The 24,581-nt window shown below is 62.7% G+C and carries 25 protein-coding genes; 13 read left to right on the top strand and 12 right to left on the bottom strand.

Features of this window, described 5'->3' with window-relative positions:
- Positions 1-91 precede the first annotated feature (91 nt).
- The 5 genes from BN1119_RS02445 to BN1119_RS02425 all read right to left on the bottom strand — a co-directional run bounded on the left by BN1119_RS02445 (position 92) and on the right by BN1119_RS02425 (position 4,591).
- Positions 92-1,069 (bottom strand): MalM family protein, encoded by a 978-nt coding sequence (locus BN1119_RS02445; RefSeq protein WP_041993349.1) that lies wholly within the window; start codon positions 1,067-1,069, stop codon positions 92-94.
- A 91-nt stretch (positions 1,070-1,160) separates the two neighbouring features.
- Positions 1,161-2,417, bottom strand: a complete 1,257-nt coding sequence (locus tag BN1119_RS02440; RefSeq protein WP_041993347.1) for a maltoporin — start codon at positions 2,415-2,417, stop codon at positions 1,161-1,163.
- Positions 2,418-2,923: 506 nt separating this feature from the next.
- A complete protein-coding gene (locus BN1119_RS02435; RefSeq protein ID WP_041993344.1) occupies positions 2,924-3,388 on the bottom strand; it encodes a flavodoxin in 465 nt (154 codons plus the stop codon).
- An 85-nt stretch (positions 3,389-3,473) separates the two neighbouring features.
- Positions 3,474-4,259, bottom strand: coding sequence for a tRNA pseudouridine(65) synthase TruC (gene truC, locus BN1119_RS02430; protein WP_041993341.1), 786 nt, complete (start codon positions 4,257-4,259; stop codon positions 3,474-3,476).
- Positions 4,256-4,591, bottom strand: a complete 336-nt coding sequence (locus BN1119_RS02425; protein ID WP_041993337.1) for a YqcC family protein — start codon at positions 4,589-4,591, stop codon at positions 4,256-4,258. Before BN1119_RS02425 ends, truC begins: the two co-directional genes overlap by 4 nt.
- 262 nt (positions 4,592-4,853) lie before the next feature.
- On the opposite strand from BN1119_RS02425, the gene BN1119_RS02420 reads away from it, so the two are divergent.
- The 5 genes from BN1119_RS02420 (at position 4,854) to BN1119_RS02400 (ending at position 7,758) form a co-directional block, all read left to right on the top strand.
- Positions 4,854-5,882: a DUF3549 family protein gene (locus tag BN1119_RS02420; RefSeq protein ID WP_041993334.1), complete on the top strand. Its 1,029-nt coding sequence runs from the start codon at positions 4,854-4,856 to the stop codon at positions 5,880-5,882.
- A 16-nt stretch (positions 5,883-5,898) separates the two neighbouring features.
- Complete coding sequence (locus BN1119_RS02415) at positions 5,899-6,201, top strand: DUF3301 domain-containing protein (RefSeq protein ID WP_041993332.1); 303 nt, start codon at positions 5,899-5,901, stop codon at positions 6,199-6,201.
- Positions 6,202-6,281: 80 nt separating this feature from the next.
- Positions 6,282-6,512, top strand: a complete 231-nt coding sequence (locus BN1119_RS02410) for a DUF2789 domain-containing protein (protein WP_041993329.1) — start codon at positions 6,282-6,284, stop codon at positions 6,510-6,512.
- Between the two features lie 117 nt (positions 6,513-6,629).
- Positions 6,630-6,953: a hypothetical protein gene (locus BN1119_RS02405; protein WP_041993326.1), complete on the top strand. Its 324-nt coding sequence runs from the start codon at positions 6,630-6,632 to the stop codon at positions 6,951-6,953.
- A gap of 19 nt (positions 6,954-6,972) precedes the next feature.
- A complete protein-coding gene (locus tag BN1119_RS02400) occupies positions 6,973-7,758 on the top strand; it encodes a Zn-ribbon-containing protein (RefSeq protein WP_041993323.1) in 786 nt (261 codons plus the stop codon).
- A gap of 186 nt (positions 7,759-7,944) precedes the next feature.
- On the opposite strand, the gene syd is transcribed toward BN1119_RS02400, so the two are convergent.
- Entirely contained in the window at positions 7,945-8,493 is a 549-nt protein-coding gene (gene syd, locus BN1119_RS02395) for a SecY-interacting protein (protein ID WP_041993319.1), read from the bottom strand.
- A 50-nt stretch (positions 8,494-8,543) separates the two neighbouring features.
- Here syd and queF point away from each other — a divergent pair, with 50 nt between their 5' ends.
- From queF to BN1119_RS02360, 7 genes are all read left to right on the top strand, one after another.
- The gene (gene queF, locus BN1119_RS02390) at positions 8,544-9,392 is read left to right on the top strand and encodes an NADPH-dependent 7-cyano-7-deazaguanine reductase QueF (protein WP_041993316.1); all 849 of its coding nucleotides are present in this window, start codon (positions 8,544-8,546) and stop codon (positions 9,390-9,392) included.
- A gap of 111 nt (positions 9,393-9,503) precedes the next feature.
- Positions 9,504-11,771 (top strand): hypothetical protein, encoded by a 2,268-nt coding sequence (locus BN1119_RS02385; RefSeq protein WP_041993314.1) that lies wholly within the window; start codon positions 9,504-9,506, stop codon positions 11,769-11,771.
- A 95-nt stretch (positions 11,772-11,866) separates the two neighbouring features.
- The gene (locus BN1119_RS02380) at positions 11,867-13,486 is read left to right on the top strand and encodes a GGDEF domain-containing protein (RefSeq protein ID WP_041993310.1); all 1,620 of its coding nucleotides are present in this window, start codon (positions 11,867-11,869) and stop codon (positions 13,484-13,486) included.
- A gap of 191 nt (positions 13,487-13,677) precedes the next feature.
- A complete protein-coding gene (gene ppnN, locus BN1119_RS02375; protein ID WP_041993307.1) occupies positions 13,678-15,033 on the top strand; it encodes a nucleotide 5'-monophosphate nucleosidase PpnN in 1,356 nt (451 codons plus the stop codon).
- A 133-nt stretch (positions 15,034-15,166) separates the two neighbouring features.
- Entirely contained in the window at positions 15,167-15,967 is an 801-nt protein-coding gene (gene xni / locus BN1119_RS02370; RefSeq protein ID WP_041993304.1) for a flap endonuclease Xni, read from the top strand.
- A gap of 149 nt (positions 15,968-16,116) precedes the next feature.
- Positions 16,117-17,124 carry an isocitrate dehydrogenase gene (locus tag BN1119_RS02365; protein ID WP_041993303.1) on the top strand — a complete coding sequence of 336 codons (1,008 nt, stop codon included), beginning with the start codon at positions 16,117-16,119 and terminating at the stop codon, positions 17,122-17,124.
- A 120-nt stretch (positions 17,125-17,244) separates the two neighbouring features.
- Complete coding sequence (locus BN1119_RS02360) at positions 17,245-17,682, top strand: hypothetical protein (RefSeq protein WP_041993300.1); 438 nt, start codon at positions 17,245-17,247, stop codon at positions 17,680-17,682.
- A gap of 74 nt (positions 17,683-17,756) precedes the next feature.
- On the opposite strand, the gene rlmM is transcribed toward BN1119_RS02360, so the two are convergent.
- The 6 genes from rlmM to dinB form a co-directional block, all read right to left on the bottom strand.
- Positions 17,757-18,851, bottom strand: coding sequence for a 23S rRNA (cytidine(2498)-2'-O)-methyltransferase RlmM (rlmM, locus tag BN1119_RS02355; RefSeq protein ID WP_041993297.1), 1,095 nt, complete (start codon positions 18,849-18,851; stop codon positions 17,757-17,759).
- Positions 18,844-19,230, bottom strand: coding sequence for a DUF423 domain-containing protein (locus BN1119_RS02350; RefSeq protein WP_041993294.1), 387 nt, complete (start codon positions 19,228-19,230; stop codon positions 18,844-18,846). Before BN1119_RS02350 ends, rlmM begins: the two co-directional genes overlap by 8 nt.
- Before the next feature lie 31 nt (positions 19,231-19,261).
- Complete coding sequence (locus BN1119_RS02345; RefSeq protein WP_041993291.1) at positions 19,262-19,882, bottom strand: alpha/beta fold hydrolase; 621 nt, start codon at positions 19,880-19,882, stop codon at positions 19,262-19,264.
- Positions 19,875-20,795, bottom strand: coding sequence for a transcriptional regulator GcvA (locus BN1119_RS02340; protein WP_005893350.1), 921 nt, complete (start codon positions 20,793-20,795; stop codon positions 19,875-19,877). Before BN1119_RS02340 ends, BN1119_RS02345 begins: the two co-directional genes overlap by 8 nt.
- Positions 20,796-21,114: 319 nt before the next feature.
- Positions 21,115-23,256, bottom strand: a complete 2,142-nt coding sequence (locus BN1119_RS02335; RefSeq protein ID WP_041993285.1) for a methyl-accepting chemotaxis protein — start codon at positions 23,254-23,256, stop codon at positions 21,115-21,117.
- Between the two features lie 56 nt (positions 23,257-23,312).
- Positions 23,313-24,377, bottom strand: a complete 1,065-nt coding sequence (dinB, locus tag BN1119_RS02330; RefSeq protein WP_041993280.1) for a DNA polymerase IV — start codon at positions 24,375-24,377, stop codon at positions 23,313-23,315.
- A gap of 23 nt (positions 24,378-24,400) precedes the next feature.
- Between dinB and BN1119_RS20340 the strand changes: the two genes are divergently transcribed.
- Entirely contained in the window at positions 24,401-24,553 is a 153-nt protein-coding gene (locus BN1119_RS20340) for a hypothetical protein (protein ID WP_157438604.1), read from the top strand.
- The last annotated feature ends 28 nt before the right edge of the window (positions 24,554-24,581 follow it).

The following is a 24,581-nucleotide window of genomic DNA, read 5'->3' as shown; positions in this document are numbered from 1 at the left end:
CGATATCCCATTTAGTGTAGAACCAATATAGCCATTAAAAAGGCCCCCGACAATGGAGGCCTGATAAATATAACCACGTCAGCGGATGATGTTATTTCTGCTGGGAGCGCTTCACCGCATCGATAAACACGGACTTCGCCTTGGTGGAACCGGCCCGTTCGGCTTCACTGACCAACTGCATGGCCTTGTCGATATCGCCAGCCTTCACCGCTTTTTCGATCTGGCTGTTGTAGAAGGTTTCCGTCTCGCTCAGCATGGCGGGCGCCGGCTTGCTCGGCGCCGTGGCCACCAGAGCCGTCCCCGCCACCGCGGTCGTCGCCGCCGCAGTGCTGGCCTGCTGGCCCTGGCTCAGGGCCACTTTATCGGCATATTCGGGCTTGAAGACGGCTTCTATGCCCTGCGCCTTGGCCATGTCGGTGACCACTATCTGCACCAGGCCCCAGGGAGAGTGCGGGATCACCGGATCTGCCACGGCCGGCTCGACCGTGTTGTTGGCCCGGGCGAAGGCCTTGGCGGGATGCAGTATGGTGGTGGAGCCGCTCAGCTGATCGGCTGGCGCATAGACCACCATATAGGTTTCGCTGGCCGGGTTGCCCGGCATGCTGCGATCGACAAAGACCTTGCCTTCGATACGATCGCCATCCATCAGGTGTGCCGGCTGGTAAGCAAATACGGACTCCCCTAACACACGGGTCACCTTGAAGTTGCCATCCAGCATGATGACCTTGGGCTGCAAGACTGACTTGCCGACCTGAGAGGCCAGGCGGATGTAGAGGTTCCCCGTGTCCTTGGGCAGACGATAGGCGGCAAAATAGCTCATGCCTTCATCGAAGCGGTAGCTGGGCTGTTTGCCATCCAGGCTCAGCAGCGTCTCCCCTTCGGGCAGATTGGCGTATTGGAATTCGCTGAAACCGGCACAGCAACTGTTGGCCTGGGCAAGGGCTTGCCTGGCCTGATCGGCGTTATCCAGCACGGCGCCATGCTCCTGCAAGGAGACCCCCATGTTACCCGCACAACCGGTCAACCAGGCGGTCACTACGGCTGCAATCGACATCTTTACCAGCGTCATTCTTATTGTCCCCATAATCCAATGGCCGTTACCCGGCGAAACGAAACTGCCCCCAAGTGGGGGCAGTCACTAACTTAACTGAAAGCCGGGCTTACCACCAAGCTTCCGCTTGGATACCGAAGTTCCAGGTGTTGTCGTCGTTGTTGCTGCCATTGAAGGTCTGGCCGTTGTCGCCACCGGACTTCAGGTAGGACGCAAACACACGGATTTCCGGACGGGCCCAGAAGCTGGAACCGGCGGACCAGGCCTGTGCGATGGTGTACTTCTGACCAGTGCGGTCCTGGCTGTCCTGATCACGGACATCCTGGGTGTCACGATAGTAGCCCAGCTCCAGGATGGTCTTCTGGATGTCATCCCACTTGTACATGGGACGGATCACCGCGGAGAAGGTATCGGCATCGGAGCCAGTCACACCGTTGATGGTCACGTCATTGGACTGACCGTAAACCAGCTGGTGACCAAACTCGACCTTGTCACCGACCGGCAGCACGCCCCAGTTGATGATGCGGAAGCCGTCGCCGCTGGCGCCATCCTGGCTGGTCCAGTTACCGGCACCGTAGTAGATCGGCAGGGTGGCATAGCTGTCGCTCATGTACTGCAGCGTGGTCTTGTTGAAACCACCCAGCAGGTTCTGGGTCAGCTCGGCGGTCACCATGACGCCATCCTTGATGTCGTCGTTGACTTTTTCCTGATCGTCAGTCGGGTTGGCGATGGCGTAATCAACGCCCAGCTCCAGGGAAGCGTCGCTCCACAGCGGGATGCCGGCATAACGGGCATCCAGGATGTTGTTGTTCAGCTCACCAGCATCGCTGCGGGTCCAGGCCAGGGAGAATTTGCCTGGACCGGCCTGGATGTTCTCGATACCGGCACCGGCACCGGACACGTCCCAGTAGTAGAAGTCGGAGATGTGGATGTCGTGACGCTGGTAGTAACGCTTACCGGCCCACAGGGTCGCTTCCGGGGCAAAGCCCAGCACGCCCTTGGCCTGGACGTTGAACTGACGCAGGGCGAAAGTGGCATCGTCTTCACACTGCTTGGTGTCGAAGTTGCAGCTGGTGCCAGTGCCTTCCCAGTCGTTGGACTGGTTGCTGACCATGGCGACCATGGAGTCAACGTAGAAGGACTTGCCATCCTTGTTGTAGACCTCCTGGCCCAGTTGTACTTCGCCGTAGGTCTCGTTTTCGTTACCCAGACGACCTACCTTCTGCTTGTCGAAGGTCTGCATGTCACCATCTTCGGAGATGCCGACACCGGAACGGAAGTAGCCGTGGAAATCAACGGCGAAGGCGGCTTGAGAAGCCAGGGCTGCGGTTACTGCGGCAGCGATCGGGAGCCACTTTGCTTTCATTTTCATTTTCCTTATTTCCCGCTGTGGAGTGTGTGTCCTGAGGTTCAACTTCCTATCACCATAAAAACGTTTTGGTGATAACCGGGGTCGATTATAGGTAGGTGATATAGGGACAAACATGAGCCATTTCACAAAACAGGGACAAATAACACCCAACCTTTCCAAGGTAGCAGCAGCACCCTAAATAACGCTATATACAGCAACAACTAACCAATTAACATCCATTCAAGCCGAACAATACCAACATGAAAGCGGTACCAACAATTATTTCGCAACGAAAACAAAGCTTGATTATGGCAATGGGATGACAAAAACATGACTGAAATCGCTTTCAATGAGGAACTTTTAAATTTGCGACTTGTCGGCATAGCCCCACTTTATCCAGGCGGATATCAGGATGCTGACGCTTCAGAAAGACAGATGAGGAAAAAATAATATTTTCCGTCAGGAAGAGACCACAAAAAATAACGGGCCAAATAGTGGCCCGTTTATCTTGTATAAAAGCGTCAATGATGTTCCCCGGGTGCTGACGAGAGGCGCTCTTGCCACTCAGCCAGCCAGGCGAGCGCCACCACTTCCGGCTCGTCCACCTGGGTCGCATCAATTTCCAGTCGGGGCAGCAGGGCATGGGCCCCCAGCTCCTGAAGCAGGGTGTCTAGCTGGCGACCGGCGCCGCAGAAGTGCTCATAGCTGCTGTCACCCATGGCGATCAGCGCATAATTGAGCCCCTTCATATAGGGGGCTCTCTCCCTGAGATCGGCGGCAAAGGGTGCCAGGTTGGGGGGAATATCCCCCTGGCCCGTGGTCGCCGACACCAGCAGCAGGAAACGACTGATGTCTATGTCTTCGAGGCGCGCCTCCTCGTGGAGACGGCACTCATGGCCCTGCCCCTCCAACGACGCCATCAGCGTCTGTGCCACCAGAAAGGCGGCGCCATAGACGCTGCCCACTACTATATCTATCTGTGCCATCTTGCCTCCTCAGTCGGGGAATGACCCCAGCATGCCACAGTGGGGGAACAGGGCAAGGCACCAGGTGGCAGAAGCGGCGTGCCGGTCAGTAATCACTCTCGCTGGCGGGCCATCCCAACCTGGCGAACAGGCTCAGCAGCTCGGCGCCGAGGGGGGCCTGGATCCGCATCGGCACCTTGAGCACAGGGTGCTCGAAGCTCAGGGTGCGCGCCACCAGCAGCAGGCGCTGGCAGTCAAAATGCTCTCGAAAGAAGCGATTGTGGCGGCCATCGCCATGGGTGGTGTCCCCGACGATGGGGTGGAACAGGTGGTCGAGATGGCGGCGCAGCTGATGCTTGCGGCCGGTGTGGGGCGCCAGGCGCACCAGGCTGTAGCGACTGGTGGCGTGCTTCTTGGACACCGCATGGGGCAGCTCCACCTGATGCAGCCGGCTGAAACTGGTCACCGCCTCCTGGGCGGGCTTGTCCGGATCGGCGAAGGCATCGGCTATCTTGTCCAGCTGCTCCTTGAGGGGATAATCGATGAGCCCGCGGGCCGGGGCCCAGCCCCGCACCAGCGCCAGATACTCCTTGTGCACCCGCCGCCCGGCAAATGCCTCGGTCAGGCTGCGGGCCACCTCGGGGCTCAGGGCAAAGAGCAGCACGCCCGAGGTCGGCCGATCGAGCCGATGCACTGGATAGACGTGACGACCCCCGATGAGATCCCGGGTCATCTGCATGGCGAAACGGGTCTCGCCCTTGTCGAGCCAGCTGCGGTGCACCAGCAGGCCGGAGGGCTTGTTGACCGCCACCAGCCAGTCATCCTGATAGAGCAGGGTCGGCGCCAGCGCATCTTCCCCGGGCTCGGAGCCAGGGGGCAGGGGCTCACTCATTTTTCCACCACCTTGCCGGAGAGCAGCAGATCGAAGCGGGCGATAAGCCGCAGCAGGTCGGCCACTTCCGCCAGGTTCTCCTTGTAGCTCTCGCTCGCCATGGGATAGAGGGAGACATTGGCGGGCAGGGGAGCCTGCAACATGACCAGCTGCTCCATGCGCGGGATCAGCACGAACTGCAGCCACTGATCGAAGCTCAGGGTATCGACGCAAAACGGCAGCGTGCTGGCCAGCGCCTCTTCCCCCGGGTGGTCGCTCTGCCAGCGATCCAGACGTTGCAACTCGGCGCTCAGCTCGCCCAGCAGGCCAGCCACCAACAGATACTTGTTCATCATCTACTCCTCAAGGCCGGGAGCCTCGCTCAATCGGGCCGGTCGCATCGGCCGCCAGATACCATCAGGGATAGCCCGGCCGGTCGCATCCGCTGCCGGATGCCATCAACAACTGTCGGGCAGGGGCAGATCCGTCGGCTGGGATACACAAAGGGGCGCCACTATACACAATCTCGCCACGGTTAGGCAGGGGCCACGCCGCTGGCTATCTGGTGCCGGCTCCTTATAATCGGGGGCCATGACCCATCAGCCTCTTCATACCATGACCGCCATCAACACCCTGACCGAATTCCTGACCCAGGCCGATACCCAGTTCCAACTGTTCGATCTGGGCCGCCAGGTGCGCCCCCTCGACAGCGCCGAGTTCGTGCGCGTCGAACAGCAAGCCATCCCCTACCCCTGGCCCCTGCAGCAACACGCCTGGCTCGCGGTGCACTTCTTCCAGCGTGCCGAGGAGAAACACTACCTCTGGTTCCTCAAGTTTGCCCTCGATGAGCGGGGTCTGCTCGTCAGCGCCGGTCCCAAGCACTTCATGGATCTGGTGGTCGAGACCCTGGGCTACAAGCTGACCGGCGAGCTGGACGATGCCACCGCCAAGCGGTTGGCAGACAACCCCTACACCTTCCGCCCGGCCGAGGCCAAGATGGCCAGCCTGCACGCCAAGCTGGGATGCCAGCTCGAACAGGCGCCCTCCGGCTACTATCAGGCTCTGTGCCACTATCTGGCCGCCCCCAGTGAAGAGGGCTGGCAGCAGCTGGGCCTGCAGGGCTTTGCCGATCTCGCCGAGCGCCTGCAACAGGAGAGCAACCTGGCCCTGGTGTGCAAGGCCATGGCGCGCCTGCCCGAGGCGCCATTGCACGCCCTGTGCCAGAGCCTGGAGAGCGCCCCCCTGCCCCCTGCCCTGCAAGGGGCACTGCTCGAGCGCATCGCCCGGGAGCAGGAGTCGGCTCATCCCAATCCCGAGACCCTGGCCTATCTGTGTCGCGCCTTCGCCGCCACCGCCAGCAACGGCCAGCGCATCAACAAGCTGTTGACCCTGCTGGAGACTCACCCCAGCCCCAGCCTGCTGCTCGCCATCGCCGGCCGGCTCTGGCCGGACCTGCAAGATCCCGCCCTGCTCGATCTCTTCCTCGAGCGACTGGCCGAACAGCCGACCCCCTTCTTCAATCAGGTCTTTGCCGAGCTGGTCACCCTGCCCCTGTTGCGGCCTCAGGTGCTCGCCACCCTGCGCAGCCCGACCCGAAGCGAGGCGGTCAGCCGCGCCATCGGCCGCCTGTTCAAGGCAGGCTGACCGCAAGGAGCCCATCATGGAAGAACTGCTCTGGATCCTGCTGCTGGTTGTGCTGGCATCCGCCTTCTGGCACCAGCGTCGTCAGGCCGAACTGGCCTGGCAATACCTGAGGCGCTACTGCCAGCAGCATCAGCTGCAACTGCTGTCGGTGGCCCGCAGCCATCGGCAGCTGGCCCATCGCCCCCTGCGCCTGCTCACCTGCTACCAGTTCGAATTCAGCAGCGATGGCGAGAGCCACTACCTTGGCACCCTCACCATGCAGGGGCTCAAGATAGCCGGGGTCGAGCTGCCCCCCCACCGGCTGCCGAGCGAGGGATAGCGCCAGTGATGAAAGGGGCGCCGGACGAAGCGAGGCAGGGGGCGGCTATAATCTAGGCATTTGCACCAAGGAGAAGAAAGATGGACCCCATGGTACACGACATGCCCGCCCTCTTTGCCCAGCTGGGGCTGCCCAACGATGCCGACAGCCTGCGCCGCTTCATCGACAGCCATACCCTGCGCGATGGCATGGCGCTGGCGGACGCCCCCTTCTGGAATGCGTCCCAGGCCAGCTTTCTGCGCGAATCCCTGCGCGATGATGCCGCCTGGAGCGAGACCATAGATCAGCTCGATGTGATGCTGCGCCAATGACCCCGGGCTCGCCGGGGCAGTGACAAGCGCCAGCCCATGACTTACCCTGCCTGCGTCAACCGCCCCGCACCAACCCGGCCCAGGGGCCGCCCCGGCCAAGACTCCAGAGGAGCCCTCATGTCGTCCAGCGAAATACATCAGATTGCCAGCGAGCTCAAGGCCCGCGGCATCAGTCCTACCACCGCCATGATCAAGGCGCGGCTGAGCCAGCCCATCCCCATGGCCGAGTTGCTCAAGGGCCTCAGCCAGTGGAAGCAGGCCCAGCTCAAGGCGCCCCAGGCTGAACCGGCACAGGAGACGCAGGTTCAGGCGCCTTGCGCGCAGTCGGACTCGGCCACCCCGGAGGCGGACGGCCCCAGCCTGCAGAGCCTGAGCGATCGGCTGGCGCGGCTCGAACAGAAGCTGGACCACCTCCTTGCCCTCATGACCCAGCCCCGCTAAATCAGGCCCAGCATCCACCATGTATATTCTCGAACTCACCTTCGAATGCTATCGCGACACTTCCCTCGGCGAGGCCGAGGACGCCATCGTCAACTACCTCGACATGCTGCGCTATCAGGGCCAGATCCTGGGCCGGGAGTTTCCCACCAGCATCCACGATGGTCATTTCATCAGCCGGGTGGTCTGCCCCGAGCAGGACAGCCTGCACCCGGACAACCAGAGCGAGCTGGTGACCCTGGCCGAGCAGAGGCTGCACCAGGCCGGTCTGCTGGCCCCCAAATTGCAACTGCAAGGGATGGATCTGCTCTCCGACAGCACGGATCCCTGCCCCCAGGGCGAAGCCCGCCCCGGCTGGCTGCTGCTCTATACCAGCTTCCTCCACAGCTGCTCGCCGGTGCGCTGCGGCGATCACTTCGCCCCCGTCCCCCTCTATCGGCTGCCCGCACTCGCCAACGGCGATCACAAGCAAGTCATCAAGTGGCAGGAGGATTGGGAGGCCTGCGATCAGCTGCAGATGAACGGCTCCATCGCCGAACACGCGGCCCTGCACGAAATAGGGGAGACGGACAGCCGCCTCGCCCGGCGCGGCCGGGATCTGTGCCAGCGGCTCGAGGCCCTGACCGGCATTCCCGTCTACTACTACCTCTATCGGGTCGGCGGCCTGAGCGGCGCCGAGGAGCGTGCGCGCCCCTGCCCGGGCTGCGGCGCTGACTGGGCACTCCAGGCCCCCCTGCACGAGATCTTCGACTTCAAGTGCGATCCTTGTCGACTCGTCTCCAACCTCTCCTGGGATTTCAAGGACTGAGGGGCGCCAGCAATAAGCAGATGGCAGAAGGGCCTGGCCATGGCGGCCAGGCCCTTCTCGTTTCAGGCGATGTCACATTACCCCTCGATGGGGCCGGGTCTCCAGCCGGGCGAGCAAAGCAGGCAGGGCGAAAGCCCCTTCTCCCCCAAAGTCACTTCACACGACCCCCTTCATTCAGAACACCTCTCAGTGAGGCAAGATTTCCAGCCGGGCAAGGAAAGCGGGCAGGGAGGGCGCCAGCGCGAGGCGGCGGCCCGAGTCGAGCCACTCCAGCCACACCTGGCCTGTCTCATTGTCCAGGGAGATGAGGGTCATCTCGTTGCGGGTGGTGGCGATAAACAGCGACGGGGTCCGCTTCAGCTTGCGCAGCATCAGCAGGTGGCCTATCAGGTTCTCCCGCAGCAAGTCGAGATCCTGCTCGTTCCAGGGCAGGATCAATTCGAGGCGCAACCCCTTGAACAGGCAAGGCAGCGGCCGGCTGAACCCCAGACCGAACCAGAGCCTGGCGCTCGGATGCAGGGTCAGCTCGAGGGCCGCCTCCATGGCGCTGAAATCGGCGGGCTCGGGGCGAACATGGGGCCGCCAGGCGACCTGTCCCCCGCTGGGCTCCCCCAGCTCGCAGGGGGAGCGCCAGTCCGCCTCCCACTGGCACAGAGGCAGCCCGCGCCGCGCCTCCCCCTCCCGCTGCCAGCGCAACAAAAAGTGCGTCAGGGCAGACAAGACTTGATCCGGCATCGAAATTCCTCACAATTAGCGACAACATTCGCCATTGCACCATCAATCCCATGAGCAAACAAGACAGATACCAGGATGCCGCAGCCCTGCAGGGCCTGAGCCTGGGCCAGCAGTCCGCCTATATCAGCCAGTACAGCCCGGCGCTGCTGCAACCCGTGCCCCGCAGCCTCAACCGTGACGACCTCGCCCTGCCGGATCCCCTGCCGTTCCAGGGCTCAGACATCTGGACCCTGTACGAGCTCTCCTGGCTCAATGACAAGGGCAAACCCATGGTGGCCCTGGGAGAGGTGAGCGTGCCCGCCAGCAGCGCGAACCTCATCGAATCCAAGTCGTTCAAGCTCTACCTCAACTCCTTCAACCAGACCCGTTGCGCCAGCATGGCGGCGGTGCGCGACCTGCTGACCCAGGATCTGAGCGCCTGCGCCGGCGCCCCGGTGGCGGTCACCCTCTTCCCCCTGGAACAGGCGCCGCACCGGATAGCCACTCTGCCCGGGGAGTGCATCGATGACCTCGATATCGAGGTGGACGAGTATGAATTTGATGCCGGCCTGCTGGCGGGCGCCGCCGGGGACGAGGAGGTGGAGGAGACGCTGCACAGCCACCTGCTCAAGTCCAACTGCCTGGTCACCCACCAGCCAGACTGGGGCTCTGTTGTGATCCGCTATCGCGGTCCGCGCCTGGATCGGGAGAAGCTGCTGCGCTATCTCATCTCGTTTCGCCAGCACAACGAGTTCCACGAGCAGTGCATCGAGCGGATCTTCACCGACCTCAAACACTTCTGCCGCCCGAGCCAGCTGACCGTCTACGCCCGCTATACCCGCCGTGGTGGCCTGGACATCAACCCGTTTCGCAGCGACTGGGAAGCACCCGCCGAGAACCTGCGCCTGATCCGGCAGTAAGCAGGGGGACGCTGACGGCAATGACACCGGTATCATATCTGTCAGTAAACTCTGGACTCACGGGGGGGGGCTTGGATAACATGCCCTCACCCCCGTGCGGCCCTCAATACCATGAATCAACTGTTTTTTCTGGCAATGATGATGTCCTCCCTGTCGGCTCCCAGCGTGGACCTGACCAAGGATCAATTGTCTATCGATCTCCAGCAGGCTCAGACCCTGGTGCAAAGCGATCCGGCCAGATGCGTACAGATCACCTCCGCCTTCCTGGTCCGCACGGCCAACAATCCCAAGCAGATCATCAATAGTCGCCAGGACTATGGCTACCGCGAACCCATGCTCACCTTCGGCACCATAGCCCAGGCCACCGGTGCCCACCTGCTCAAGGGGGAGTGCCTGATCCAGCTCGGTCAATACCAGCTGGCCCAGCAGGACCTGCAGCAGGCCCTGACCCTGGCCAGCAAGGAGCAGCAACCAGAGCTGCAGGCCCAGAGCCTCTATCTGATGCTGCGCAACCAGAACCTGCTGGGAGCCGGTCAGGACAATGCCCCCCTGCGCGCCCAGCTCTCCCGCCTGCTCGACGAGCGGACACTCCAGAACAGTCCACTGCAGGTCTACAGCCGACTGCTGCGCGCCACCGATCAGATCCAGGCCCATCAGTTCGAGGAGGCCAAGCAGCGGATCACCGAGGCGCGGCAGTGGGCAAACGCCACCGGCGACATCAGGGCCCTGGCCTGGATCGATGCCGTCAGCGGCGACCTCTATCATGCCCTCGGTCAGCCGCAACTGGCCCTTGGCGACTACATCTCGGCCCAGCAACAGGCCAGACCCCTGGCCGACCCCCTCTTCCTCGGCCTGCTCGCCAACCAGATAGTGAACCTCTATCAGGAGGAGCAGGAGCCCCATAAGGCGCTGCAATACGCCAACGAGGCCACCAACTACTTTCACGCCCTCGGCAACCCCATACTGCTCAGCCAGGCCCTGAGCGTGCTGGCGAGTCTCAACCGCAACCAGGGCGACATGAACATGGCCCTGGTCTACTTCTTCAATGCCCTGGATCTGCTGGACGAAGGGAGCCAGCGTACCCGGGTCGCCCAGCTCAAGTACGAGATAGGCAAGACCTATCTGCAAAGCGGCAACCTGCCCCTGGCCCGCAGCTATCTCAGCGCCGCCCGCCAGGCGCACAGGGCGGGAGATGACAAGGAGCCCCTGATCGATACCCTGCTGCTGCTCGGGGAGCTGCACCTCAAGCAGAAGGAGGCGGCCATCGCCATCCTGCAGCTGGAGGGGGCCCAGGAGCTGGCCAATCAGATAGACGACGTGCGCCGCCAGCTCGAGATCTACCGCCTGCTCTCCCTGGCCTATGAGCAGAAGGGCTACCTGCAACAGGCCCTGGAGAGTTACAAGCGCTTCCACCAGCTGAGCGAGCGGATCAACCAGCAGCAGGTGGATCTGGAGCAGGAGGCGATCCGCGACAACTACAGCCAGATCGAGCGGGAGCAGCAGATCAAGGCCCTGGAGCTGAGCCTGGATCACAGTCGCCACCAGCAGGAACGCTACCTCTGGTCGAGCGTCATCTCGGGCCTACTGCTCGCCTTCTTCATCTACCTCTTCTTCACCCTCTGGCTGCGGCTCAAGAGTGCCCGCCAGCAGGCGCGTTTTCTCGGCGAAGCCATGCTGATTGAACCCCGCAGCGGCCTGGCCAACTGGCAGCGCCTGATGAATCGCTGGCCCAGGGAGATGGCCAAGCGCCAGCAAAAATCGGAGCGCTGGTACCTCAATGAGCTGACCGAGGGGGAGTTCGACGACAAGCTGCACTACCTGCTGTTCCGGGTTCCCTTCCTGGCCAACAACCTGGAACGCCACGGCTATCAGCTGGCACGGGAGATAGAGAGCGCCTTTGGCGACTATGTGGCCGGGCTGACCCCCACCGATGGCCGCATCTATGACCTGCGCGAGGGGCATCTGCTCTATGTGGTGCCCCAGCGCCACGTCGCCCAGCTGCATCAGCTGGCCAGGCAGCTGCTGGAACAACTCGCCGCCTTCCCCTGCGATCAGCCCCTGGATCGCCGCATCAGCCTTGGCATCGTCAGCCACCCCTTCCTGCCCAAGGCCGCCAGCGCCCTCGATCACCTCGGTCTGTTCGACCTCTGCTACCTGGCCCTGGCGGGCGCGACCCAGCTCAGCGAGCGAGCCAATCAGAGCGCCTGGCTGGAACTGGCGGCGATCGACTGCCAACAGGCGGCGTTTTTTAACGGTGACGTGTGGCAATGCTGCCTGATGGCGATTGACAAGGGATTGGTAAAAGTAAACTCTTCTCACGACAAACAGTGGATCAACTGGCCTGGCCTGTCACGGACGAGAGGCGCAGATGATCGATGACAAGATAGCGGATCGCTGGGGATCTGAGTCGGCCTCGCCCACAGAGGACTATCCCACCTCCATGGACAATAACAACAAACAGGGCAGCCTGAACAATGAATGACATCACTGCCGTAGCAGGGCAACTGGCCAGACTCAGGGAGTCGCTCCAGCACAAGCAACTCGAGCTCGATGAAACTGTGCTCTGCAGCCAGGCCGAGCGCAGCCGCAGCATCCAGTTTATCGCCAAGCTGATGCAGGCCTGCCGCGGCCATGATCGCGAACTCGACAACAAGCTCGCCCGTCTCAAGCAGAAGCTGGAGGGACAACCCTCCCTGACCAGCCTGGACAACGACCTCGCCGCCATCGAGAAGCTGCTGCAACAGCACAGTACGGCCCTGGAAGAGTCTATTACCCTGACCGCCAGCGCCATCGAACTCGGTTCCCGGCAGCTCAAGTCCCTCAAGGGATTCCCGGAGGAGACCCGCAAGTCCCTCAAGGCCTTCCTGGCCGCCCCCAACGGCTATGGCCTCAGCGACCATCAGCGCCGGGTCGCCCAGCTGCTGGAGTTCTACCAGCAGGCCATCAAGATCCAGCTGCTGCCCAGCCAGCCTCTCCCCCCTTATGGCACCTCCGCCGACAAGGGGGCCAATGGCGTGACCCAGGAAACGGACGAGGCCGCCAGCCTCGACGTCAAGGTCTACAACCGCATCGCCGACGAGCTGCAGCGCCTCATCACCGAGCTCGATTTTGCCGGCGCCGTGGGGGAGAGCCTGGGAGAGATCCGCCGCCAGCTGCTGATGGGGATGGATCCCTCCCTGCTGGCAGAGTCCTGCCTGCAGGTGATCCAGCTCATCATCGAGGGCACCCGCGAGGAGCGCAAGAGCTCGCGCGCCTTCCTGACCGCCCTCAACGAGAGCCTCTCCTCGGTCCATTTCAACTTCACCGAATCCCTGGATGAAGGGCGGGCCTTGCAGCAGGCAAGCCAGACCAGCCGCCAGGCCCTGGACAACGAGGTCCAGGCCATCGATGACACCCTGACCCGCCACCACTCCTCGGAGGCGCTCAAGCAGGCCATCAGCGACCACATGGCCGCCATCGGCCTGCTGCTCAAGGAGCGCGAGGCCATGACGGCCCGCGAGCTGCACCTCATCACCCGCCTCTCCACCATGGAGGCCAAGCTGCGGCTGATGAAGGAGGAGACGGCGGAGTACAAGAAGCGCCTCACCATCCAGAAGCACAAGCTGTTCCTCGACAGCCTGACCCAGGTCCACAACCGGGCGGCCCTGGATGAGCGGCTCGAGCTGGAATACAAGCGCTGGCTGCGCTATCGCACCCCCCTGTGCCTGGCCATCATCGACATAGATCACTTCAAGGGGATCAATGACAACTACGGCCACATGGCGGGGGACAAGGCGCTCAAGGTGGTCGCCAAGGCGCTGCAAAAATCCCTGCGCGATACCGACTTCATCGCCCGCTTCGGCGGCGAGGAGTTCGTGGTGCTGCTGCCCAACGTCAATCCGGACAAGTTCGAAACCCCTCTCGAGAACCTGCGCAAGGCGATCAAGAGCATTCCGTTCCGTTTTCGCGATGCCAGGGTCGAGATCACCATCTCCATCGGTGCCACCCTGTTCAAGGAGGGGGATCAACCCTCCGACGCATTCGAGCGGGCGGACAAGGCGCTCTATGGCTCCAAGCACGCTGGCCGCGACAGGGTCAACACCGACCTGGGCTGATGCCCACCGTGAAGGGGGGGCCGGCTCGCCGGCCCCCTTCGCAGCCGCTCAAAAAAACGGCAGTCGCACCCGCCCCTATTCCCCTCCCCCATCCGTTGGCTCTACTATCAGGCGAGAGGGATGCCCAAAGGCATCCCCTCTATCCCCAGGGAAAGAGAGAACGATAACAACTGAGCGAGAAGGGGAAGATCATGATCACGCACATCAATCCCGTGGGCAGCATGGACCTGCTGTCCCAGCTCGAAGTCGACAGACTCAAGCAGACGGCCTCCAGCGATATCTATCAACTGTTTCGCAACTGCTCGCTGGCGGTACTGAATTCGGGCAGCCACACCGACAGCTCCAAGGAGATTCTGGAGCGTTTCAAATCATTCGACATTCATGTGATCCGGCGCGAGCGCGGGGTCAAGCTGGAACTGTTCAACGCACCTGAGCACGCCTTCGTCGATGGCGACATCATCCGCGGCATCCAGGAGCATCTCTTCTCGGTACTGCGCGACATCCTCTATGTTTCCAACCAGATAGAAGCCAACCGCCTGGTGGATCTGACCAGCCCGAGCCACATCTCCAACCTGGTCTTCTCCATCTTGCGCAACGCCAAGGCGATCCACCCGGGGGCGGATCCCAACCTGGTGGTGTGCTGGGGCGGTCACTCCATCAACGAGACGGAATACCAGTACACCCGCGCGGTGGGCAGCGAGCTGGGCCTGCGCGAGCTCAACATCTGCACCGGCTGCGGCCCGGGCGCCATGGAGGGGCCCATGAAGGGGGCCGCCGTGGGCCATGCCAAGCAGCGGGTGCGCGATGGCCGCTACATAGGCCTGACCGAGCCCTCCATCATAGCGGCCGAACCTCCCAACCCCATCGTCAACGAGCTGGTGATACTGCCGGACATAGAGAAGCGGCTCGAGGCGTTCGTGCGCCTGGGCCACGGCATCATCATCTTCCCGGGCGGGGTCGGCACCGCGGAGGAGCTGCTCTACCTGCTCGGCATCATGATGCACCCGGCCAACGAGCGCCAACCCATCCCCATCGTACTGACCGGGCCCAAGGAGAGCGCCGACTACTTCCGCGCCATCGACGACTTCATCAAGGCGACCCTGGGAGAGCCGGCCACCAGCCTCTATCGCATCATAGTGGGAGATGCCCCCGAGGTGGCCCGCACCATGAAGGAGGCCATGCCGCGCATTCGCGAGTACCGCAAGTCGGTGGGGGATGCCTACTCCTTCAACTGGTCCCTCAAGATAGAGCCCGACTTCCAGCTGCCCTTCGAGCCCAACCACGCCAACATGGCCAGCCTGGATCTGCACCGCAACCAGGCGCCGCAGCAGCTGGCGGCGCACCTGCGCCGCGCCTTCTCCGGCATAGTGGCGGGCAACGTCAAGGAGGCGGGGCTCCATGCCATCGAGCAGCACGGCCCCTTCAAGCTGCACGGCGACAAGGAGCTGATGGTGCTGATGGACAAGCTGCTGGAGAGCTTCGTCAAGCAGCAGCGCATGAAGCTGCCGGGCAGCCAGTATGTGCCCTGCTACGAGATAGTGCGCTAGGACAAGGAGCATCACCCCGTGACGGGAGGGGCGCAATGGCGCCCCTCCCTTGTTACAATGGCGCCATTCCCGCGCGCCAGCGCCACACCCCGCCGCTCCCCGAGCCGGCCCTTGGAGAAAGCGCACCGCCACCATGTCGCCCAAGTCTCATCTGCTGATCATCGATGCCCTCAACCTCATCCGCCGCCTCCATGCGGTACAGGCCCAGCAAGCGCTGAGCCCGGAGCAGGCACTGCTCGCCACCCGGGCCAACCTGGTCAACACCAGCCGCAAGCTGCTGGCGGGGGCGGCGCCAACCCATGTCATCGCCGTATTTGATAGTGAGCTCGATGGTGAGGTGCCAGGCTGGCGCAAGGGGCTCTATCCTGACTACAAGGCGGGGCGCAGCCCCATGCCCCCCGAACTCAAGGCCGGGCTGGCCAGCCTGCAGGATGCCTTCTGGGAGTGCGGCATCGATGCCCTGCTCTCCCAGACGGACGAGGCCGATGATCTGGTGGCCACCCTGGCCTGCGGCATCGCCCGCCACGGCCACAGGGCCACCATCATCTCCACCGACAAGGGGTTCTGCCAGCTGATAGGCCCCGGGATCCAGGTGCGCGACTACTTCAACAAGCGCTGGCTCGATGCCGCCTTCGTCCAGCAGCACTATGGGGTCGCCCCGGACCAGCTCGTCGATTTCTGGGCCCTGACCGGGGTGGCTGGCTCCAGCATCAAGGGGGTGGCGGGCATAGGCCCCAAGGGCGCGACCCAGCTGCTGCAGCAATACGGCAGCCTGGACGGCATGCTGGCAGTGGCCATCGAGGAAGCCAGCAAGCCCCTGCAAAAGGTGCTGGCCCAGGCCGAAAATGCCAGACTCGCCCAGACACTGGTGCGACTGAGGCTCGACATTCCCCTGGGCTTCAACCTGCAGGAGATCCGCTATACGCCTCGCTGATCCGCGTCGGCGCAATCATGACGGCGCTCACCTTCGCTGTTGAGGAAAACCGGTAGAATGTAAAGAAACATGGTGGGATTAGGGTAAAAATGATATAAAAACCGCCGAATCCTCCCCCCTCCTCTGTTCCCTAGAAGTGGATACGTTTCATGTCAAAAACCAAGATCACCGTCATCCCGGGCGACGGCATAGGCCCCAGCATCATCGAATCCGCCATCCAGATCCTGACCCATGCCGGCTGCGACTTCGAATATGAATACGCCGATGCGGGCCTGGTGGCCCTCGAGAAACATGGCGAGTTGCTGCCCCAGTCCACGCTCGATCTGATTGAAAAGAACAAGATCAGCCTGAAAGGGCCGCTCACCACCCCGGTCGGCGGCGGCTTCACCTCCATCAACGTCTCCCTGCGCAAGCGATTCCATCTCTACGCCAACGTTCGCCCCGTCATCTCCTTCAAGGGCACCAAGAGCCGCTACGACAACATCGACATCATCACGGTGCGGGAAAACACCGAAGGCATGTATTCGGGGGCAGGCCAGAAGCGCAGCGACGACAACAACAGCGCCGAGGCGATGAGCATCATCACTCGGGATGGGGCCGAGCGCATCGTCACCTTCGCCTACGAGCTGGCCCGCAAGGAGGGTCGCAAGAAGGTCACCGCGGTCCACAAGGCCAACATCCTCAAATCCACCTCGGGCCTGTTCCTGGAAGTGGCCCGGGAAGTCGCCGCCCGCTACCCGGACATCCAGAGCGAGGAGATGATAGTCGACGCCGCCTGCATGAACCTGGTGATGTACCCGGAGCGGTTCGATGTGATGGTCACCACCAACCTGTTTGGCGACATCCTCTCGGATCTGTGCGCCGGCCTGGTGGGGGGCTTAGGCATGGCCCCGGGCGCCAACATAGGCGAAGGGGCGGCCATCTTCGAGGCGGTCCACGGCTCAGCGCCTGACATCGCGGGCAAGAACATCGCCAACCCCACCTCCGTCATCCTCGCCGCCATCCAGATGCTGGAATACCTCGGCATGCAGGACAAGGCAGAGCGGATCCGCGAGGCGGTGCGCGCCACCATAGAAGCGGGCGAATGTGTAACCCGGGATCTGGGGGGCAGCGCCTCTACCGACCAGTTCACCCAGGCCATCATTGCCCGGCTGTAAATGATTTAATCCATTGATTTAAAAAGGGAGCTTCGGCTCCCTTTGTTTTATCAGACTCACCGCTTTCCCCTTGTCCCAATGGCAACTATGTTCAATAGACCAAGGATAAGGAGATCCGACATGCGAGCTATGCTGATGCTGCTATTGATAAGCAGCGGGGTAATGGCCATCGACAGACCCGTCGCGCAGCGAGCCTGGAAAGAGGCCCCCCCACAAACCCCCACTCAGACCTGGCAATCCAGTCTGGACACCAATGACCTGTTGAAAGCCCCCAAACCCCTCTCCTTTGGCGTCGAGATCACCACGGACAACCTAGGCAACCAGACCATCACCCACTACCAGAAGCTCAATCTGACGCCGGAAAAGAGCGTCAGCCTCGCCTTCGAGAATTACAAGCCCAAGATCAAGTTCAAGGCGGGCGGCATGAACACGGCGGTCAAGTTGCGGGGTGACGGGGTCAAGGTGCAGTTCAACCCGACCGACAAGACGATCCCGCTGCAAGTCGAGCTCAAGGTCACCGATGACGAGTCTTCCCTGCGCTTTGACTACAAGTTCTAGCTTGCTCCCCCTGCCCCAAAAAGCAGACCGGCTCGCGCCGGTCTGCTTGTTTCTGTCTTTTCAGGGTGTCGCCGTCAGATCTTCTCTTCGAGCTTGGAGACCCAGTACTTGTTGTAGACATGTACCGTGATCTCTTCCCTGTCGTGGTAGAGCTGCTTGGCCTGGATCACGAAGGCGTTGTCGATCTGCCTGAGCAGGTCACGCAGCACCTCTATGTTGTGCACCGCCTCGGCATAGCGCTTCTTCATCGGCAGCTTGAGGTTGAACATGGCCTCCTGACAGTCCCCTTCCCGGAACCAGTCCGCGATCATGTGGGTCACCCGCGCCGGCTTCTCCACCATGTCGCACACCAGCCAGTAGATGTTCTTCTTGCCGGGCCGCCAGACGAAACCGTCATCACGAACATGCTTGACCTGGCCCGTCTCCATCAGGGATGGGGCCATCATGCCGTTGTCCACCGCAGTCACCATCATGCCGCGACGCACCAGCTGATAGGTCCAGCCGCCGGGGCAGGCCCCCAGATCCACCGCCTTCATGCCGGAGGTGAGACGACGGCTCCACTCCTCCTTGGGCACGAACACATAGAAGGCCTCTTCCAGCTTCAGGCTGGAGCGGCTCGGCGCATCGGCCGGGCAGCGCAGGCGCGGTATGCCCATGTGGAATTCGGAGTTGTTGAAGGAGTAGGAGTAGCCCAGCAGCAGGTGATCGTTGGCCATGAAGAAGGCGTGGAACACGGGGCGGTTGCCTGTCTCCTTCTTGGTCAGGATCTCGTTGCTGCGCAGGGCCTGGCGCAAGGGGACGGTGAACTTGCGGCAGAAGGCCGACAGCTCTTTCGCCTCATTGGTGTCGGCGGTTTCCACCCGCAGATCGCCACAGATGGTGTAGTCACGTGCAGCTTCGATGATGGGGGAGATCCGATCCGCCACGTCCAGATCCTTCAGCTCGTGGGTCACCACCAGCATCTGACGGATGAAGATAAGCTCACGGAACGGCAGCTTTCGCGCCAGCAGATCGGCCTGCTCCTCGTCATACAACTCGTATATCACGTAACCGCTGTCGTCCTTGACCCGGGCGAAACCGTAGCATTGCATGTTACTGGCACGCTCGGTGATCTCTGCCGCCGCCTCTTTCTCAAAACCGGGGCGGCAATAAAGCAGCAGATTATTCATTTTTTCCTCCAAGACGACAGCCCACCCAGACAAGGGCGGTCCATCCCAACATAAAACAGAGGCCACCGGCCGGGGTCACAAGCCCCAGCCCCTTGCTGCCAAGCAGCACCATGGCATAAATACTGCCGGAGAATCCCAGGATCCCCAGCGTGAACGCAACGCCCGCCACCGTCACGGCACGGCGGCGCGGTGCACACCAGCCCAGCATCAGCAGGGCCAGGGCATGAAAGAACTGATAGTTGACCGCGCTCTGATAGGCCGCCAGCTTGGCCGGCGTGACACCGCTCGCCGCCAGGCCATGGGCACCATAGGCCCCCAGCATGGTCGCCGTCAGGCCAAACAGGCCCGCGAGCACCAACCAGACAGGATGAGTTCGCATCCAGACACTCCTTCTCGACAGGGAAAACGGATCAGATGGCCCCTGCCCCGATGAAGGCCCTGATGTGGGCCGCCGCCTGCGCCAGGTTGTCCGACTCGGTCAAACCGCTTGCCTTGCGCGGCTTGAAACCGTGATCGCCATCGGTCAGCCAGCGCACATCGACCCGGGCACAGAAGGGAAAATCGGCCAGCTCGAGGCGACTGCCGAAGCTGTCGCGCTCCCCTTGCAGCAGCAGGGTTGGCGTCGCGATCGTCTTGAGCACCTCGCCGCGCCAGGCATCGGGCTTGGCGGGAGGGTGGAAAGGATACCCGAGAACGAGCAATCCTGCAGCATTCACCTCATCGGCTATCTCGGCCGCCATCCGCCCCCCCATGGATTTGCCGGCCAGATAGAGCCTGGGATGGGCGAACTGCTGTACCATCTGGCGCCAATGGTCCAGCAAGACCGGCTGCCGGTCCGGCGGTCTGCGCCTGCCGTCCTGGGCCCGCTTGCTCATGTAGGGAAAGTTGAAGCGCACCACCTCTATCTCCGGCCCCGCCAGCAGTCGGGACAGCTCGGCCAGGAAGCTGTGCTCCATGCCGGCACCGGCGCCATGGGCCAGCAGGATACGCACCGGGGCGTCCGCCGCCCCCTCCCGGATCAGATCAGGCATCGGCCAGCCTCGCCCGGCGGCGGGCCTCTTCCTGTTCCACCAGCTCCAGCATCCAGTCGCGAAACGCCACTATCTTGCCCTGATCCGCCTGCTGTTCCTGACACACCAGGTAGAAGGCATTCTTGCTCACCAGCACCTGCTCGAACGGACAGATGAGACGGCCCGCCTCGATTTCAGGCTGAGCCAGCACGCTGTGGCCGAGCGCCACCCCCTGACCGTGGATCGCCGCCTGGATCACCATGGTGGAGTGGCTGAAGATGGGTCCCTGGTTGACGTTGGGCGCATCGATGTCGAGCTGGCGAAACCAGGCCTTCCAGTCGCGACGGGAGGTGTCGTGCAGCAGGGTGTGACGGGTCAGATCCTCCGGGGTGCGCAGCGGCTTGGGGCCGGTCAGCAGCAGGGGGGAGCAGACGGGGATCAGGTACTCGGTGTGCAGCTTGTCACAGCGCAGCCCCGGCCAGTTGCCGCGACCGTAATAGATGGCCACGTCCACGTCGTCGGTGAGCGCCCCCTCGTCCATGTCCACCGCCTTGATCCGCACGTCTATGTCGGGGTGGCGCTCGCTGAAACGCACCAGCCGCGGCACCAGCCACTGGATGGCGAAGCTGGGCTGCAGGGAGACGGTGAGGGCCCCCTTGGCGCTGCGGGCCAGCAGCTTGTCGGTGGCCTCCGAGATGGAGGCGAAGATGTCCTTGATGTCGAGGAAGTAGCCTTGCCCCTCCTCGGTCAGCAGCAGGGAGCGGTTCTTGCGCCGGAACAGCTTGATGCCAAGGTACTCTTCCAGTGCCTTGATCTGGTGGCTGATGGCAGCCTGAGTCACGAACAGCTCTTCGGCTGCCCGGGTAAAACTTAAGTGGCGCGCCGCCGCTTCGAAAGCCTTGAGCGCATTGAGCGGGGGTAAACGACGAGACATGACACCAGCCAACGATGAGTTTTTCTAATGGACGGCATTATAATTTGTCGGTTGCGGGCCGACCAGCGAATAAACATAATTCGCCCCGCAATCCGTTGTCATATGGCTCACTTTTTCTGCTCCGTGTGGTTCACATGTGCTTTTTGAGCCGGCTTCCGATTGTGGTGTTGTGTTTCTTCCTCTGCGGGAAGAGGGGTTTTGGCCGCAAGGCTTTGACCCAGTCTGTCATCTGAATGTGTTTGGCGCCTCCTATGGATGGCGCCTTTTTTTGTTGAAAAAATAATGGATTGGCACCCCATGAACCGCCGGGGTGCCGTCGTCACACCTTGAACTGACCGACCAGTTGCTGCTGTTGATCCGCCAGGGCGGCCAGGGCCCGGCTGTTTTCGGCCGCACTCGCCGCCTGCTCGCGAATACGGTGGCTCACGTCGCGAATGTTGCTGACGTTACGGTTGATCTCGTCGGCCACCCCGCTCTGTTCCCCCGCCGCCCTGGCTATCTGCTCGTTCATCTGGTGTATGGTGCCCACCGCATAGATGATCTGCTCGAGCACCCGCACCGAGGAGTCCACCTTGCCCAGGGTGAGATCCGCCTGACTGTGGCCGCTCATGATCGCCTTGACCACCCCTTGAGTGCCCGATTGCAGCTGATGGATGAGAGCCTGGATCTCCACGATGGCATTCTGGGTACGACCGGCCAGGTTGCGCACCTCGTCCGCCACCACAGCGAAGCCACGCCCCTGCTCCCCGGCCCGCGCCGCCTCGATGGCGGCATTGAGGGCCAGCAGGTTGGTCTGCTCGGCGATGCTCTGGATCACGGTGAGGATGTCGTTGATGTTCTCGCTGTTGACCGACAGTCGCTCCACCTCCGGCTTGGCCTCGCTGATCACCGCCATCAGCCTGGCCATGGCCTCCTGGGTATCGGCCACCACGAACTTGCCCTCCTGGGCGGCGCTGTCGGCCTCATCGGCCGCCGCCACCGCCGCCCTGGCATGGCCCGAGACCTGCAGGGCGGTGGCACTGAGTTCCTCGAAAGCCGTCGCCACCAGATCCACCTCCTGGTACTGGGCCTGCATCCCCGCGCTGGTGCTGTCTGCCACCACAGCGGCCTCGCTGGCGCTGGCCCGGGTGCCGCCCACCGTGGTGATGATGTCGCCTATGGTGACTTGCAGCTTGTCGAGAAAACCGTTGAAACCATCGGCCAGCTCGCCAATCTCGTCGCTGCGCTGGATATCGATGCGCTGGGTGAGATCCCCCTCCCCCGAGGCAATGTCCTTGAGTCGCGCCACCACGGCACGGATGGGGGCCACGATGCGATGGGCCATCCACCAGATAAACAGCAGGGCGCCCAGGGTGATGGCACCCCCGACTCCGAGCTGAGACCAGACGCTGCTCCTGGCCTGGGCCGCCAGCTCTCCCTGCAGCTGGTTGGCCGAGGCCAGCACCACGGTGCGGGGCAGATCGATATAGATGCCCCAGCGCTGGGAAGTGCCCCGCATGGCGACCGGCATGAAGCTCTGCAGGCTGGCACCATCCTGGCTCCACTGGGTGAGCGGCTCTCCCTGGCGCAGCCAGTCGCCAATCTGGGTCAGCAGTGCCTGATCCCGGGTACCGGGCGCCTCCCCCGGCTTGATGTCAAACCCGGCGGCGCCCGCCACCCGGCCCCCCTGGCTCAGCAGCAAGATGCGCCCCTGGCCCTGGTAGAGGGTCTGATCCATCTCGGCCACCAGCGTCTGCAACCTGGCCAGGGAGATGTCCATGCCGACCATGCCAAGCAGTGCTCCCTCTTCGCGCAGCGGCGTGGTGACCGAGGTCATCAGCACCTGCTCGCCCCCCACGTCGTCCAGATAGGGCTCGAGCAGACAGAGTGCCTGCTCCCGCAGGCTGCAGCGATACCACTCGTTCTGGGGCGTGCCGAACGCATCCGGGCTGGCATCCTTGAGGGTCGCCTCGTCCATCACCTCCAGGGTCACCTTGTCCCCCACATGGGCCCAGTAGCTGGAGAAACGCCCCTTGTCGTTGGAACCCAGCTCGGTCGAGCCCTGGTAGTTGGCATCTTCCCCATCCAGTTGATCCGGCTCGAAGATGGCGTAGGCGCCGATGAGATTCGGGGAGTGGGTGACCGCACTGTGCAGCTGCTGGTTGATGGCGCCCCGCAGCGCCTCGGAGTGGGTGAAGTTGTCGGCGGCGTTCTGGCGCTGGAACAGCAGGCTCTGGGCCAGCAGGGTGGTCCTGAAGTAGGCTTCGTCCAGATAGCTGGTGATCCTGGCCGCCTGCTCGGAACCCATGGCCTGCATCCAGCGGGTGGCGGCGAGCTCGGCCTCCGTGGTGGTGGACCTCATCACCTCATCTTGCATGCGCGAACCGGTGTAGAGGGAAGAGACCACCAGGGTGGCGGCACACAGCAACAGGGAGCAACCCGCAATCAGGGTAATACGCCCCTGGACCGAGAGAGAAAACATGCGAAAGATCCTTTTAGTGCAGTCGTCTTCAGGTTATCGGTGGCAACAACAAAAACTTAACCACCCGTATCGAGATCCAGGCTGAGCTGGTTCACCTCCCCCTCCCTGGGCAGACCCACCACCAATCCCAGGAGCCGTATGGGTTTACCCTCCGCCCGCAGCAGCCCTTCATGGAGCAGATCGTGGAACAGGGTGGCCGAATAGCCACCGTGGCTGCGATAGACGCTGGTCTGCTGGAAATCGGCAAACTTGAGCTTGATCCCCTGCCCCATGATCTGTTCGGGTGGGCAACGCTGGCCAAAGCGCAGCTCCAGTTCGGGGATAAGCCGGCTGAGCACGGTCCAGCAGGCCGCCTCGTCATGGACATCCGCATCCAGGGTGGTCTCCACCCCTATGGTCTTGCGCACCCGGGTCGGCTGCACCTGGCTGTCGTCACGGCCCCAGACCCGCTCGGCCAGCATGGCTCCCAGCTTGCCAAAGCGTGCCTTGAGCTCCTCGTCACTGAGCTGGCGCGCATCCTCGCACAGATAGAGCCCCTGCAACTCGAGCCGTTCCGCCGTCTTGCGCCCTATCCCAGGGATCTTGCCAAGGGGCAGATTGCGCACGAACTCATCCACCTCCTGGGGGGCGATGACGAAGAGGCCGTCCGGTTTGCGCCGCTCGCAGGCGAGCTTGGCCAGAAACTTGTTGGGGGCCACCCCGGCCGAGGCAGTCAGCCCCAGCTCGCTGGCGATGGCGGCACGGATTTCCATCGCCATCAGCGTCGCGCTGCCGCCGCAGTGGGGGCTGGCGCTCACATCCAGATAGGCTTCATCCAGGGAGAGGGGCTCCACCAGATCCGTGTAACGGTGGAAGATGGCCTGGATCCGGGTCGAGGTCTCCTTGTAGAGGGCCATCCGCCCCGGCAGCAGCACCAGGGGCGGACAGAGCTTGCGCGCCAGGGCGGTGGGCATGGCAGAACGCACCCCGAAGCGGCGCGCCACATAGTTGCAGGTGGAGATGACTCCCCGCCTGTCCGCCGCGCCACCGATGGCCAGCGGCACCTCCCGCAGGGCCGGGTTCTCGCGCATCTCGACGGCAGCGAAGAAACAATCCATATCGATGTGAATGATCTTGCGCATGACACTGTACAAATAAACAGTTTATGATCCCATGCTACCGCAGCGCGCCCCTGGATGCCATGCCGGATCTGCACAAGACGCGGCCCCACTCCTTCCCCTCGTGCGGGGGCGGCTCAGGAGGCCATGGCAACCCCATTCAGGGGGTCACCGAGGAGGCACTGACGCCATTGCACTAATCTGCAAGACGCGACAAGGGAAGATTCG

This window comes from Aeromonas bivalvium (genome assembly GCF_000819765.1).
Taxonomy (GTDB): Bacteria; Pseudomonadota; Gammaproteobacteria; order Enterobacterales; family Aeromonadaceae; genus Aeromonas; species Aeromonas bivalvium.
The sequence above is the reverse complement of the archived record's forward strand: the minus strand, read 5'-3'. Positions and strand labels throughout refer to the sequence as shown.